We start from the raw sequence: 14385 nt of genomic DNA, 5'->3' as shown, positions 1-14385 counted from the left end.
GCACGGCACCTTCTTCTCTCCCACGAGATTAACCGCGGTCGGGGCGTTTGCCCGTGATTGCGCTGCCAATTCGTAGGTGTGTCGCCCCTTCGGCGATCGCCGCCGCGAAATCCTCGGACATGCCGGCCGAGATGGCCGTGGCCTCGGGCGCCAGCGCCGTCAGACGAGCGGATGTCGCGCGCAGGCGCGCGAAGGCCCGTCGCGGCTCCTGGCCGAGCGGGGCCACCGCCATCACGCCGAGGAGGCGCAGCCGGCCGGAGGTGAGCACGCGCTCGGCGAGGGGCTCGAGGCCGGATGGGGCGACGCCGCCGCGGGCGGCGTCATCCGTGAGATTCACCTGGATGAAGCAGTCGGTGGCGCGCTCGCCGGCATCAAGCGCGTCGACGAGCGAGGCGCGATCGACCGAGTGGATCACGCCGGCGTATGCCGTGACCGCCCTGGCCTTCTTGCTCTGCAGCTGACCCACGAAGTGCCAGGTGAGGCCCAGGTCGGCGAGCTCGTCAGCCTTGGCCTTCGCCTCCTGGTGCCGGCTCTCCCCCACGTCGCGCACGCCGAGTTCCGCGAGCTCGCGGATGAGGGAGGCCGGGTGGAACTTGGTGACCACGATCGTCGTCAGCTCGCCCGGATGGCGACCGGCCGCGCGCGCGGCATCCGCGATCTGCGCTCGCACGCCCTCGAGGCGCTCGCCCAGGCCCGGCGCGCTCATCGCGCGCCGGCCCGGGAGAGTGTGCCGCCCACCCCTACTTCAGGAAGTCGGGGATGTCGAGGTCGCCGTCGTCATCGAACGCGGGGTCGAGCGGCGCGGCGGCCACGGAGACGGATTCGGGGCTGCCCCACGCACCGGTCGCGGTCGGCAGGTCCTCGTCGGCGAGAGCCTGCGTGTCCTCGAGGGCCGCGCCGAGCTCGTCGCTCGCGGGCGGGGTCGCGAACGCCGCGCGGCGGTCGGACTCGGCAGAGACGATGGAGTTCGGTTCTCCCCCGTCGAAGCCGGCGGCGATCACCGTGACGCGCACCTCGTCGCCCAGTGTGTCGTCGATGACGGCACCGAAGATGATGTTCGCCTCGGGGTGCACGGCCTCCTGCACGAGGCGCGCCGCGTCGTTGATCTCGAAGATGCCGAGGTTCGACCCGCCCTGGATCGAGAGCAGCACGCCGTGCGCGCCCTCGATCGACGCCTCGAGCAGCGGCGACGCGACGGCCAGCTCGGAGGCCTTGATGGCGCGATCCGCACCGCGCGACGATCCGATGCCCATGAGGGCCGAGCCTGCCCCCTGCATGACGGACTTGACGTCGGCGAAGTCGAGGTTGATGAGGCCAGGGGTCGTGATGAGGTCGGTGATGCCCTGCACGCCGGCGAGGAGCACCTGGTCGGCGGTCGAGAAGGCCTCGAGCATGCTGATGCCGCGGTCGCTGATTTCGAGAAGGCGATCGTTCGGAACGACGATGAGGGTGTCGACCTCCTCCTTCAGGCGCACGACACCGGCCTCGGCCTGCTCGCTGCGGCGGCGGCCCTCGAAGCCGAACGGCTTGGTCACGACACCGATGGTCAGGGCGCCGATGGACTTGGCGATGCGCGCCACGACCGGCGCGCCGCCCGTGCCGGTGCCGCCGCCCTCGCCCGCCGTCACGAAGACCATGTCGGCACCCGCGAGGGCCTCCTCGATCTCCTCGGCGTGGTCCTCGGCGGCACGCCTACCGACCTCGGGATCCGCGCCGGCGCCAAGGCCGCGCGTGAGCTCGCGGCCCACGTCGAGCTTGACGTCGGCGTCGCTCATGAGCAGCGCCTGAGCGTCGGTGTTGATGGCGATGAATTCGACGCCGCGAAGGCCGAGTTCGATCATGCGGTTGACGGCGTTGACGCCGCCACCGCCGATGCCGACGACCTTGATCACGGCGAGGTAGTTCTGGTTTGTTGACACGTCGGGCCTCCGCTGGAAAAACTCTCAACCTCAGGTCGAGGATTAAAGTTATGCTCAGTATGCAATTCTTGATTCGACGTTAGGTGCACTCCCCCGTGCGCGCCGTATCGGCTCCCGCGTGTCGGAAACTCGCGCTCGCAATCGCCGCGCGGAGGTCATCGAGGAACCTCAGCCGAGGACGACGTTGTGCGGGGATGAGAGGTCGTAGCGCGACGCGGAGGGCGCCGAAACGAGCAGCTTCGCGAGAATGTCGGCCTTCAGCTCGGAGTCGTCCCCGCTGCCCCACACCACGGTGGCTCCGGTGCCGCGCATGGTGAACGTGGCGTCGTCACGTGTCGTCGCGGTCGCGGTATCGACCTGGGTCAGAACGGATGCCGGCAGTGCCTCGAGCACCGAGACGACGGCCTCGAACCCGCTCGTACCCGGGGCGGGCGCGATCGTCGGGTAGCCCTCCGGCCGCGTGGGGGACGAGGAGAGCACCACCCCTGCCGCGTCGACGAGATCGAACGTCGTCGAATGGGTCACGATGCCGACGGGCGTTCTCGGCACGATACGCACCACGAGCGTGCCGGGCGGCCGGCTCTCGGTGGTGTAGCTGCGGATGGCGGGGAACGCGGCCAGCTTCGCGCGGATGGCGCCGAAGTCCACGAGCGGCAGCGGGCGGCCGAGCTGACCGTCGAGTGCCTTCTCGACGGCGGCCTTGCTCGCCCCGCTCACCCCGGTCACGTCGATCGTGCGCACGGCCATGAGCGGCGAGAGCGACACCACGAAGGCCAGTAGCACCACGAGGACGACCGAGCCGAGCCCGATCAGCCAGGCCAGCCGACGATGGCGCGAGCGGCGGGTGAACCGACGCACCTCGCCGCGCTCGTATCGCCTGCGCTCGCGGCGCGCGGCGCGCAGGGCGGCGCCAGCGGAGCGGGACCGGCCACCGCCAGGCGGCGGCGCGGCATCCGCTTCGTCTCGTGGTTCCGCGGCCTCGGAGGTCGCCGGGGCCTGGATGGGAATCGGTTCTGTGGTCGGCTCGCTCTCGTTGCCGGCCGGGTCGGCGGGCACACGCTCGACCTCAGCGACGCGGGCGCCGGCCTTGGCGGTGTCGCCGGCTCTGGCCCCTGCGGTCTCGCCGGCCCGGGCGCCCGGCGTCGTGCTGCCACGACGGCGCGCCTCGCGCAGTGCGGCCTGGCGCGCCGGGTCGAAGCCGCTCGGTCTCTTCATCGTCGATCGACCGTGTCAGTCCCGTGCCGCGTGCAGGGAGGCGAGCAGCTGGGGAACGATGCGGTAGACGTCTCCGCAGCCGAGGGTGATGACGAAGTCGCCGTCTCGGGCGATGCGAGCGGTGTGGTCGGCGGCCTCCTGCCAGTCGGCGATGAAGGCCACCTTGGCCGGATCGCGGAAGCGCTCGGCGACGAGGGCGCCGGTGACGCCGGGTTCGGGGTCCTCCCTCGCGCCATAGACGTCGAGCACGACCGTCTCGTCGGCGTAGGTCTCGAGCGTGTCTGCGAACTCCTGCGCGAAGAGGCGGGTGCGGCTGTACAGGTGCGGCTGGTGCACGGCGATGATGCGCCCGGTGCCCACCACGGTGCGGGCCGCCGAGAGCGCGGCGGCGACCTCGGTGGGGTGATGCGCGTAGTCGTCGTAGACGCTCACGCCGTCGACGGTGCCGTGCAGCTCGAAGCGGCGCTCGGTGCCGCCGAACGTCGCGATGGCCGCCAGCACTGCCGCCGGCTCGAAGCCGAGGCCCACGAGCACCGCGAAGGCGCCCGCTGCGTTCACCGCGTTGTGCCGGCCAGGCACGGCGAGCCGCGCGGAGTACTCGGCCCCCTGCCAGGCCAGGGTGAAGGCGACGGGGCCATCCGTCGCAATGCCGGTCAGTCGCACGTCAGCGCTCGCGGCCTCACCGAAGGTGATCGTGTGGGCGTGGCGGGCGGCATGCGAGACGCGAACGGCACCCGGATCGTCGGCCGAGACGACGACGAGCTCGCTCGCGGCCTGCGCAAAGTCGACGAAGGCATGCTCAAAGTTCTCGAGTGATCCGTAATGGTCGAGATGGTCGGGGTCGACATTGGTGATGAGGGCGACAGCGGTGTCGTAGAGAAGGAACGAGCCGTCTGACTCGTCGGCCTCGACGACGAAGAGCTCACCCTCGCCGTGGCCGGAACTCACGCCCAACGATTCGATCACGCCACCGTTGACGAAGCTGGGATCCTGCCCGAGCGCGCGCAGGGCGGTCACGATCATGCCCGTCGAGGTGGTCTTGCCATGCGCTCCCGCCACCGCGATGAGCCGGCGATGGCCGATCAGCCAGTCCAGTGCCTGCGCCCGGTGCAGCACGGGGATGCCGCGCGTGAGGGCGAGCTGGTATTCGGGGTTGTCGACCCAGAGGGCGCCGGTGACGACCAGAGTGCCGGCGTCGCCCACGTTCGCCGCGTCGTGGCCGATGGCGACACGGGCACCGAGCTCGCGCAGGGCATCGATGTTCGAGGACTCTCGCACGTCGGAACCCGTGACGGTGTAGCCGGCCTCGAGGAACATGCGGGCGATGCCGCTCATGCCGCTGCCCCCGATGCCGACGAAGTGCAGCGTGCCGGGATCGTCGGGAATCGTGACAGAAGGGTCGGGTTTGATCACGGTTCTGGTGCGTCTCTTTCTCGTACGTGGCGCCGGGGCTACCCCCGGACACCCAGTATCACGGTACGCGGTCTAAAGGGCGCTGTGGATGAGCGACACCATGCGTTCCGTACCGTCACGCATGCCGACGCTTGCCGCCCGCTCCCCCATCCGCGCGATGCCGGCGCGATCGGCGAGCATCGGAAGCAGCACCCCCTCGACCCAGGCGGCATCGAGCGCCGAATCCTCGACGAGCACTCCGCCGCCGGCCGCGACGACGCCCTTCGCGTTGAAGCGCTGCTCGCCGTTGCCGACCGGGTATGGCACGTAGACCGCGGGGATGCCGAGCGCGGCCAGCTCGCACACCGTCGCGGCCCCGGCACGCGAGAGCGCGAGATCGCAGGCGGCGAACGCGAGATCCATTCGGTCGCAGTAGTCGAGCAGGCGGTATCCCTCGATGTGCGGGTCGTCGAGGCCCTCACGGTCGCCCTGGATGTGCAGCACCTGCCACCCGGCGCCGGTGATGCGGCGCGCGGCCTCGTGCACGGTGCGGTTGATGCGCCTGGCCCCGAGCGAGCCGCCCGTGACGAGAAGTGTCGGCACACTCGCCGCAAGCGAGAAGCGAGCGAGAGCCTCGCCACGCCTGGCTGGCCGGTCGAGCGTCTCGATCTCGTGCCGCAGCGGCATGCCGACGACGGTCGCGCGAGGCAGCGGGGTGCCCGCGAACGCCACGCCGACGCCCGCGGCACGGCGCGCCCCCAGGCGGTTGGCGAGGCCGGGCTTGGCGTTGGCCTCGTGCAGCACCAGCGGCACCCCCGCCCGGCGCGCCGCCAGGTAAGCCGGCGCCGAGGCGTAACCCCCGAAGCCGACGACGATGTCGACGCCGCGTTCGCGAACGAGGCCGGCTACGGATGCCGCGGCCCGCCTCAGCCTGCCAGGGAACGAGAGCGCCTGCGCGTTGGGCCGTCGAGGGAACGGCAGCTTCGGGATCGTCACGAGCTCATAGCCGCGGGCGGGCACAAGCCGCGCCTCGAGCCCCTCGGCGGTGCCGAGGACGACGACGCGGGCGGCGGGCTCGGTGTCGCGGATGCGGTCGGCGACCGCCAGGAGCGGGTTCACATGCCCGGCCGTTCCACCGCCCGCGAGCAGGTACGTCGTCACGAAAGCCTGCGCGAGGCGCGCCGTGCCGCAACGGCCGAGACGGGCTGAGGCGCGTCGCGGCCGGTCTCCCTCGCGAACGACAGCACGATGCCGATGGCGACGAGCGAGCTGATGAGCGCGGTGCCGCCCGAGGAGATGAGCGGAAGCGGCACGCCGAGCGTCGGCAGCACCCCGAGTACCACACCGATGTTCACGAGCCCCTGACCGATGAGCCACACCATGACGCCGGCGGTTGTCACGCGGGCGGCGGGGTCGGCGGTGGAGTGCAGGATGCGCAGGAATGCGACCGCGAGCAGCACGAACAGTGCCAGAACGAGGACCGCTCCGATGAGCCCAAGTTCCTCTCCGATGATCGCGAAGATGAAGTCGGTGTCGGCCGACGGCAACCAGTTCCACTTCGAGTGAGAGTTGCCGAGCCCCACCCCGAAAACACCGCCGGAGGCCAGCGCGAACATACCGTTCTGCATCTGCCACGGGTCGGTCGCGCCCGCGGTATCCGGGCTGAACAGGGCGAGAATGCGTCCCATGCGGTTCGAACTCGTGACCGTGAAGAGGAATGCGCCGAGAGCACCGGCGAGGAGAACGACCGTCAGCTGGCGCAGGGGCACTCCGGCGAAGAACAGACAGCCGAGCAGGATTCCCGCCATGATGATGACGGTTCCGAGGTCGTTGCCAAGCAGAACCAGGCCGATCGCGGCTCCCATGACGAGCACAGCGGGGAACAGAGCGTAGCGCCACTCGCGCACGCGATCCCACTTCTTGGCGAAGAACATGCCCATCCATACGACCATCGCGACCTTGATGGCCTCGGAGGGCTGCAACGCGGGCAGCGAGCCGATCTGCAGCCAGTTCTTGTTTCCGAACGCTCCATGGCCGAGCGGCGTGAACACCACGAGAAGCTGCAGAGCGCACGCACCGGCCAGAAGTACCCACGCCCACTTCTTCCAGAATCTCGAGGGAACGCGGGAGGCGACAAGCATGAGCGGCACGCCGACCATGGCGAACATGCCCTGGCGAAGGAACTGACCGAAGAAGCTTCCGCTCGTCGAGTGTGCGTCGACCGACGACGAGGAGAGCACCATGATCAGGCCGAAGACGACCATGAACAGGGTTACGCCAAGGAGAAAGACGTAGTTGGCGGACTCCGCATGGAACACGCGGCCGAGCGAGATGCGCGCGATGCCGGGGCCCGAACCGATGCCAGCGCCCGAACCGATGCCGGCGCCCGAGCCGGGGCCGGACGGCTCCTGCCTGGGCGTGGCGTCAACCGGGAGACGCGGCCCGGGGCGGCGCACGAATGGCTTCGGCCTCGGGCTAGTGGGTTTGCCGAGGCGAGTCGGAGCCGTCATCCGCCTCACCTCCCAGGTACTCGTGCACGGCCGACGCGAACAGGCGCCCGCGCTCTGCGTAATCGGCGAACTGGTCCATTGACGCCGCGGCCGGGGCGAGGAGCACGGTGTCTCCCGCCACGGCCGCCGACGCGGCGAGTCGCACCGCGGTCGGCATTACGTCACCAGTCTCGTTCGGCGCCACCTCGAACACCGGCAGTGCGGGGGCGTGTCGCTCGAATGCCTCACGCAGCTCGGCGCGGTCGGCGCCGATCAGCACCGCGGCTCGCAGGCGCCCGGCGTGCGTGGCCACCAGCGGCTCGACGTCGACGCCCTTCAGCAGGCCTCCCGCGATCCACACCACCGAGTCGAAGGCGCGCAGCGATGCGTCCGCCGCGTGCGGGTTGGTCGCCTTCGAGTCGTCGACCCAGCGGATGCCCCCGGCCACCTTCACCACCTGAATGCGGTGGGCGTCGAGACTGAACGTGCGAAGCGTCTGGCGGATGACGCCCGGCGCCACCCCATAGGAACGGGCGAGAGCGCTCGCGGCCAGAATATTGGCCACGACATGCGGGGCATCGAGGCCGGCCTCGGCGAGCTCGGGGAGCGTGGTGAGCTCGATGGCGCTCGTGAAACGGTCGTCGAGGAAGGCCCGGTCGCACAGGATTCCGTCGACGATGCCGAGGTCGCTCGGCCCCGGCACGTCGAGCCCGAAGCCGATGGCGCGCGCACCCTCGAGAACGTCGGCATCCCGCACCATGGCCTCGGTCACCTGGTCGGCCCTGTTGTAGACGCACGCCACCTGGGTCGCCTCGTACACTTTCGCCTTTGCCTGCCGGTATCGCTCGGCCGAGCCATGCCAGTCGATGTGGTCGTCGGCGATGTTGAGGCAGGCGCTGGAGTACGGCGAGAGCCGGCCGGCGTCGTTGCGGTTCGCCCAGTGCAGCTGGTAGCTCGAGAGCTCGACGACGAGCACGTCGAACCCCTGCGGGTCACGGATGGCGTCGAGCACCGGCACCCCGATGTTGCCGCACGGGGCGGCGCGATATCCAGCGGCGGCGAGCATGGTGGCGGTGAGTTGCACTGTCGTGGTCTTGCCATTCGTGCCCGTGACCGCGATCCAGTCCGCCGGGCGTCCGACCTTGTCGCGCAGTCGCCACGCCAGCTCGATGTCGCCCCAGAGCTGGACGCCCGCCTGCTGTGCCCAGTTCAGCACCGGATGCTCGGGGTGGAACCCCGGCGACACGACGATCAGCTCGGGCTCGAACGCGACGAGGGCGTCCGGCGTGGCCGCCATGTCGTCGACAAGGAGTTCCGCGCCGATCACATCGAGAAGACGGGCCCGCTCGTCCGGCGCCGACGACGCCACCACGAGCACGCGGGCACCGAGCTCGGCGAGCGTGTCGGCGGCCGCGAAGCCGGTGACTCCAAGGCCGAGCACCGCCACCCGCAGGTCGCGCCAATCGGAATGCCAGCTCGTGAGCGCGGCGAGACGCTCGTGGAGAGCCTCGGACCCGCCACCCATCAGTGCGTCAGCCACTCGAGGTAGAAGATGCCGACCGCGGCCGCGATGAGGAGGCCCGCGACGATCCAGAAGCGCACCACGACCGTGACCTCGGCCCAGCCCTTGAGCTCGAAGTGGTGGTGGATGGGGCTCATCAGGAAGATGCGTCTGCCGTGTGTGAGCTTGAAGTACGCTCGCTGCACGATCACCGACCCGGTCTCGATCACGAAGAGCCCGCCGATGAGAACGAGCAGCAGTTCGGTGTGGCTGAGGATCGCCAGCGCCGCGATGACGCCGCCGAGCGCGAGCGAGCCCGTGTCGCCGAGGAAGATCTGGGCGGGCGACGTGTTCCACCAGAGGAACCCGATGAGGGCGCCGGCGACCGCGGTGGCGATCACTGCGAGGGCGAGCGGGTCTCGCACCTCGTAGCACTTGCTGATGTTGGCAGGGTCGAGCTTCGTGCTGTAACACGACTGGATGGACTGCCAGAAGCCGATGAGAATGTAGGCGCTGAGGGCGAGAATGGACGCGCCGGTCGCCAGCCCGTCGAGGCCGTCGGTCACGTTCACGCCGTTCGTGGTGCCGGCAACGATGAAGTTGATCCAGATGAAGTACAGGATGTACGCCACCACCACGCCGATGGCCCCGAACGCCGAGAGCGCCATGAAGTTGATGGGCAGATCGCGGATGAACGAGATCGTCATGTTGGCGGGCGTGTTGCCGTTCGCCGCCTCGGTCGGGAAGTTGACCGCGAGCACGCCGAAGATCGACGCCACGATGACCTGGCCGAGCACCTTCGCCCAGCCGCCGAGGCCGAGGCTCCTCTGGTTGCGCGTCTTCAGGAAGTCGTCGACGAAGCCGACGATGCCCATTCCCACCATCATGAAGAGAACCAGCAGGACCGAGATGCTGGGCCGCTGACCCGCGAGAAGTACCGACGTGAAGTAGCCGAACAGCACGCCGAGAATGATGATGATGCCGCCCATGGTGGCGGTTCCGCGCTTCGAGTGGTGGCTCTTCGGGCCGTCGTCACGAATGAACTGGCCCCACTCAAGCTTTCTGAACAGCTTGATGAAGGCCGGCGTCAGGAAGAGCGTGAACGCGAGAGAGAGGGCGCCGGAGGCGATGAGGACGATCACGAGAACGCCTGCCCGAGGCGGTCGCCCAGAAATCTGAGCCCCGCGGAGTTCGACGATTTCACGAGCACGGTGTCCCCCGGTTTCAATTCCGCCTTCAGGTAGTCGTACGCCTCGTCGGCGCTTTCGGCAAACACCGACTCGCCATCCCACGACCCCTCGTTGATGGCCGAGATGTGCATGCGCCTGGCCGACGCGCCCACGATGACGAGGCGGTCGATGTTGAGTCGCACGGCGAGCAGGCCGATGCGGTCGTGCTCCTCTCCCGAGAACTCGCCGAGCTCGCTCATCTCGCCGAGCACCGCCACGGTGCGCCCGCCAGGTGCCCCGATTTGCGCCAGCGTCTTCAGCGCGGCGGCCATCGAGTCCGGGCTCGCGTTGTACGCATCGTTGATGATGGAGACGCCGCCGCCACCCATCACCTCCATGCGCCACCGCTCGGCGACGGTGACCGACTCGAGCCCGGCAACAATGTCGTCGATTCCCACGCCGAGCTCGTCTGCGGCAGCCGCCGCGGCGAGGGCGTTCATGACGTGGTGCTCGCCCAGCACGCGGAAGTGCACACCCCGCTCCTCGCCCGACGGAAGGTGCAGCATAAAAGAGGTGCCGTCTGCGCCGCTCGCCAGGGCGCGAGCGCGCACATCCGCTCGGTCGTCGAGGCCGAACCAACGCACGCGTGCCGCCGTCTTGTCTGCCATGGATGCCACTCGCGCGTCATCGAGGTTCAGTACCGCCGTGTCGGTGGCCAGCAGGTCGGAGACCATCTCGGTCTTGGCCTTCAGCGTCGCCTCGATGCCGCCGAACTCGCCGGCATGCGCGAGGCCGACCTTGAGCACGATGCCGACGTCGGGCCGCACCATGCGCACGAGCCGGGCGATCTCGCCGATGCGGCTCGCGCCCATTTCGGCGACGAGGAAGTCGGTCGACTCCGTGACCTCGAGCATGGTGACGGGCGCGCCGACCTCGTTGTTGAAGGAGGCCCGCGGGGCAACGGTCTCGCCGGCACGGCTCAGGATGGCGCGCAACAGGTTCTTCGTGGTGGTCTTGCCGTTCGAGCCCGTCACGGCGACCACGCGCAGCCGGCCGAGCGAGCGCACGCGGCGAACGACCTCGGTGGCGAGATCGCCGAGCGCCACGACCGTGTCTGGCACCACGATCTGGGGAACCGGCGCGTCGAGCTCGTGGTCGACGATGAGCAGAGCGGCACCGTTGGCGACCGCCTGCGGCGCGAAAAGGTGACCGTCGGTCGTCTCGCCGCGCTTGGCGAAGAAGAGGGAGCCGGGCGTCACCTCGCGCGAGTCGGTGTGCGAGAGGCCCGACACGGTCGTCGTGCCGGAGGCGGCCTCCGCGTTGCCGAGCACGAGCTCGCCCCCGACTGCCGTGGCGATCTCGTCCAGCGTGAGCGCGATCATGCGAGCCACCCGGCCTCACGCAGAGCGAGGCGCGCGTCGTCTCTGGCGGAGTACGGCAGGTGCTGCCCCGCAACCTCGCGGTAGTCCTCGTGGCCGGGACCGGCGTAGAGCAGCACGTCGCCCTCGCCGGTGAGCGAGAGCGCCTTGCGGAACGCCTCGTGCACATCCGCCACCTCGTACAGCTCGAGGTCGGGCACCGCGTGCCTGGCGCCCGCGATGAGCGCGGCGCGGATCTCGGCCGGGTCTTCGCTGCGGGGGTGGAAGTCGGTGATCACGAGAGCGTCCGAGCCGCGGGCGGCGATGGCGCCCATGTCGCCGCGCTTGGTCGTGTCGCGGTCGCCGTCTGCTCCGAAGACCATGACGATGCGGCCGTCGGTGACGCGGCGCAGCGAGGCCAGCGTCGACAGGAACGCGTCTGGGGTGTGACCATAGTCGACGAAGACCGTCGGCCCACCCTCGCCGGACACCCTCTCGAGCCGGCCCGGGATGTAGACGTCGATGCTGCCGTCACGCTCAAGCACGTGGGCGATAGCGTCGAGGTCGTAGCCGGATTCGACGAGCATGACGATGGCAAGGGCCGCGTTCGCGGCCATGTACGAGCCGGGAAGCGGAACGCTCGTGACGAGGCGGCGCCCCTCCGGTCCCTCGAGCGAGAACTCGGTGCGCTCGAGCGACTCGGACGTGATCTGAAGGATCCACTCGGCGTCTGCACCAGCCGAACTCGAGAGCGTCGTCACGGGAATGCGGGACTGCGCTGCCAGCCGCCTGCCCCAGTCGGAGTCGAGCGTGACCACTCCTCGGCGTGAGCGCTCGGGGTCGAAGAGGGCCAGTTTCGCCTCGAAGTATTCCTCCATCTCGTCGTAGTCGTCGAGATGGTCGTGGCTGAGGTTCGTGAACCCGGCGACGTCGAAGACGACGCCGTCGACGCGATGCCGGGTGAGCGCCTGTGCCGACACCTCGACGGCGACCGCACGCACCTCTTCCTCGCGCATGCGGGCGAGAAGCGAGTGCAGCTCCGTGGCCTCCGGGGTTGTGAGCGAGCTCACGACGGCCGTGTCTCCGATGCGGCGCTCCGCGGTCGAACTGAGGCCTGACACGACGCCGAGCTGGGTGAGCAGGGCACTCAGAAGATAGACGACGCTCGTCTTGCCGTTCGTGCCCGTCACGGCGAACAGCGTCGCCGGGTTCTCCTGCGTGCGGTGCACCCAGGCGGCGACGGCGCCGAGCGCGGCGCGCGGATCGGGCGTGAGAAGCACGGGCAGGCCGCTCCCGGCCGCAGTGTCGGCACCGGCGGCATCCGTCAACACGGCAACCGCGCCGGCATCCGCAGCGGCCTGCGCGTACCGCGCGCCGTGGGAGTTGCGCCCGGGTACACCCACGTAGAGGTCCCCCGGGTGCACGGATGCCGAGTTCAGCGAAACCCCGGAGACCTCGAGCCCGTCGACCGATCCTCGCGTCTCAAGCGAGAATTCAGCGACCAGCTGGGCCAGGGACCGTGAGAGAGGATGCTCTGGACGCAAGGCGGAGGACGCGGATGCGTTCACGCACGCTCACTTTCTAGTAATACGGCGGGTAGTTCGGCGACGGCGTTGTCGACGGCTTCACCCGGTAGGTTTTCAGCACCTGCGACATCATCGTTTTGAACAACGGAGCGGCCGCGGCGGACGTTCTAATCTTAACCGGGTTCGCGATGTTGACTGAAACGACGTACTGCGGGTCGCCCGCCGGAGCGAGGCCGGTGACCGAGACCAGGTACGTGGACTTGTAGCCACCGTTGCCGTCGGCCTGCTGCGCGGTTCCCGTCTTCGCCGCGACCCGATAGCCCGGAATCGTGAGTTCCTTGCTGACCTCACCACCGGTGACGACGCTCTCGAGCATGCCGACCACCTGCTTGGCGGTCGACGCCGAGACCACGCGCTCACCCTTCGTCGACGGCACCTCGGTCATGCTGCCGTCGGGCTGCTTGCAGCCCTCCACGAGTTGCACCGGAAGGCGTACGCCGTCGTTGCCGAGGGTCTGGTACACGCTCGCGATCTGGATGGCGGTGGCCGAGACGCCCTGACCGAACATGGTCGCGTAGCGCGTCTGGTCGTCCCAGCCCTGGTACGGGTTCAGGATGCCGCCGCTCTCGCCGGGGAAGTCGACGGCCGTCTTCGTGCCGATCCCGAACTTCTTGAGGTAGTCGTAGTGCTCCTTGTCGCTCAGGCGCGAGCCGAGCTTGGAGATACCGGTGTTCGACGACCACATGAGCACGCCGGTGAGCGTCAGCCGCCAGTCATCGTGGTAGAAGGCGTCGTAGAGCGATGCGCCATGGCCGGAGGTGAAGTGGTAGGGCGCGAGCACCTGGCTGGTTGGCGTGGCGAGTCCGTCGTTGATGAGCGCGGCGGCCGTGATGGGCTTGAATGTCGAACCCGGCTCGAACGGCGAGGTGAACGCGCGGGAGTTGAGGTACTTGGGATCGCTGCCGCTCACGTTGTTCGGATCCACCGACGGATACTCGGCGACGGCCTTGAGCTTGCCGGTCTTGGCCTCCATCACCGTGACGATCCCCGAGGTGCCGCCGAGGTCGGTGACCGCCTCGGCCAGCTTCTGCTGCGCGAACCACTGCAGGTCGGAGTCGATGGTGAGCACAACCTCCCCGCCGTCCTTCGCCTTCTTGGTCGTCTGCGAGCTGCCCGGGATGGGCACGTTGTCGGCGCCGCGCTGGTAGACCGTCGCGCCGTTCTCGCCCGCCAGGCACGAGTTCTGGGCCAGCTCGATGCCGGCCTGGGCCTGGCCTTCGGAGCCGACGAAGCCGACGATGTTGCCGGCCACAGCGCCGTCAGGGTAGGTGCGGGCCTGGGTGCGCTTGGCGTAGAGCCAAGGGATGTTCAGCGCGGTGAGCTTGTTCAGCTTCGTCACGTCGATGCCGTCGACGATGGGTGCGTACTGCGAGTCCGGGTTGACCGTCAGCGCGTCATCGATGATCTGACGGATCTTCGCCCCGCCGAGGCCGGTCACCGTGCCGATCGCGTCGGTGTCTTTCGTGTACTTGGCCTGGCCGTCGTGCGTCGCCTCCTGCTTGGCGACCGACGGCGAGATCTGGATGTTCCAGCGCTGCACGCTCGCCGCGAGCGTGACACCGTTTGCGTCGACGATGGAGCCGCGCAGGCCCGTCATCGTCTGCGTCACCGAGCGGTCCTTGGTCGACTGGCTCACGAGGTCGGCCGCGTGCACGACCTGGATGTCGACGAGCTTGACGAGGAAGACGCCGATGACGGCGGCCACCGCGACGACGGTGACGAGCGACCTGCGTCTGATCGAGCTCTTGGTCATAGC

Annotated in this window: 11 protein-coding genes; all 11 read right to left on the bottom strand. The window is 69.2% G+C overall.

The annotated features are described in order from the left end of the window. Positions 1-28: 28 nt before the first annotated feature. A complete protein-coding gene (locus OSC27_RS04385; RefSeq protein ID WP_267180178.1) occupies positions 29-706 on the bottom strand; it encodes a YggS family pyridoxal phosphate-dependent enzyme in 678 nt (225 codons plus the stop codon). Positions 707-740: 34 nt separating this feature from the next. Beyond that, positions 741-1919 (bottom strand): cell division protein FtsZ, encoded by a 1179-nt coding sequence (ftsZ, locus tag OSC27_RS04380; protein WP_267180177.1) that lies wholly within the window; start codon positions 1917-1919, stop codon positions 741-743. 168 nt (positions 1920-2087) lie between these two features. After that, on the bottom strand, positions 2088-3134 hold the full coding sequence (locus OSC27_RS04375) for an FtsQ-type POTRA domain-containing protein (RefSeq protein WP_267180176.1): 1047 nt from the start codon (positions 3132-3134) through the stop codon (positions 2088-2090). Between the two features lie 15 nt (positions 3135-3149). Next, complete coding sequence (gene murC, locus OSC27_RS04370) at positions 3150-4547, bottom strand: UDP-N-acetylmuramate--L-alanine ligase (RefSeq protein WP_267180175.1); 1398 nt, start codon at positions 4545-4547, stop codon at positions 3150-3152. A gap of 72 nt (positions 4548-4619) precedes the next feature. Then, positions 4620-5687, bottom strand: a complete 1068-nt coding sequence (locus OSC27_RS04365; protein WP_267180174.1) for a UDP-N-acetylglucosamine--N-acetylmuramyl-(pentapeptide) pyrophosphoryl-undecaprenol N-acetylglucosamine transferase — start codon at positions 5685-5687, stop codon at positions 4620-4622. Then, positions 5684-7036 carry a putative lipid II flippase FtsW gene (gene ftsW, locus OSC27_RS04360; protein ID WP_267180173.1) on the bottom strand — a complete coding sequence of 451 codons (1353 nt, stop codon included), beginning with the start codon at positions 7034-7036 and terminating at the stop codon, positions 5684-5686. Before ftsW ends, OSC27_RS04365 begins: the two co-directional genes overlap by 4 nt. Beyond that, the gene (gene murD, locus OSC27_RS04355) at positions 7002-8540 is read right to left on the bottom strand and encodes a UDP-N-acetylmuramoyl-L-alanine--D-glutamate ligase (RefSeq protein WP_267180428.1); all 1539 of its coding nucleotides are present in this window, start codon (positions 8538-8540) and stop codon (positions 7002-7004) included. The genes ftsW and murD overlap by 35 nt, the downstream gene beginning before the upstream one ends. Then, positions 8540-9658 (bottom strand): phospho-N-acetylmuramoyl-pentapeptide-transferase, encoded by a 1119-nt coding sequence (mraY, locus tag OSC27_RS04350; RefSeq protein WP_267180172.1) that lies wholly within the window; start codon positions 9656-9658, stop codon positions 8540-8542. The genes murD and mraY overlap by 1 nt, the downstream gene beginning before the upstream one ends. Further along, entirely contained in the window at positions 9655-11067 is a 1413-nt protein-coding gene (locus OSC27_RS04345) for a UDP-N-acetylmuramoyl-tripeptide--D-alanyl-D-alanine ligase (RefSeq protein WP_267180171.1), read from the bottom strand. Before OSC27_RS04345 ends, mraY begins: the two co-directional genes overlap by 4 nt. Further along, complete coding sequence (locus OSC27_RS04340; protein ID WP_267180170.1) at positions 11064-12611, bottom strand: Mur ligase family protein; 1548 nt, start codon at positions 12609-12611, stop codon at positions 11064-11066. Before OSC27_RS04340 ends, OSC27_RS04345 begins: the two co-directional genes overlap by 4 nt. Before the next feature lie 13 nt (positions 12612-12624). Continuing rightward, complete coding sequence (locus OSC27_RS04335) at positions 12625-14382, bottom strand: peptidoglycan D,D-transpeptidase FtsI family protein (RefSeq protein WP_267180169.1); 1758 nt, start codon at positions 14380-14382, stop codon at positions 12625-12627. Positions 14383-14385: the final 3 nt, after the last annotated feature.

The sequence above is a fragment of the Microbacterium sp. STN6 genome (assembly GCF_026410545.1).
GTDB lineage: Bacteria > Actinomycetota > Actinomycetes > Actinomycetales > Microbacteriaceae > Root112D2.
Note: the sequence above shows the minus strand (reverse complement) of the source record. Positions and strands in the feature narration are given on the sequence as shown.

Bases quoted from the DNA above. Each gene is read 5' to 3' on its own strand.
- OSC27_RS04385 (WP_267180178.1), bottom strand. From the start codon at position 706: ATGAGCGCGCCGGGCCTGGGCGAGCGCCTCGAGGGCGTGCGAGCGCAG.
- OSC27_RS04375 (WP_267180176.1), bottom strand. From the start codon at position 3,134: ATGAAGAGACCGAGCGGCTTCGACCCGGCGCGCCAGGCCGCACTGCGC.
- ftsW (WP_267180173.1), bottom strand. From the start codon at position 7,036: ATGACGGCTCCGACTCGCCTCGGCAAACCCACTAGCCCGAGGCCGAAG.
- murD (WP_267180428.1), bottom strand. From the start codon at position 8,540: ATGGGTGGCGGGTCCGAGGCTCTCCACGAGCGTCTCGCCGCGCTCACG.
- OSC27_RS04345 (WP_267180171.1), bottom strand. From the start codon at position 11,067: ATGATCGCGCTCACGCTGGACGAGATCGCCACGGCAGTCGGGGGCGAG.
- OSC27_RS04335 (WP_267180169.1), bottom strand. From the start codon at position 14,382: ATGACCAAGAGCTCGATCAGACGCAGGTCGCTCGTCACCGTCGTCGCG.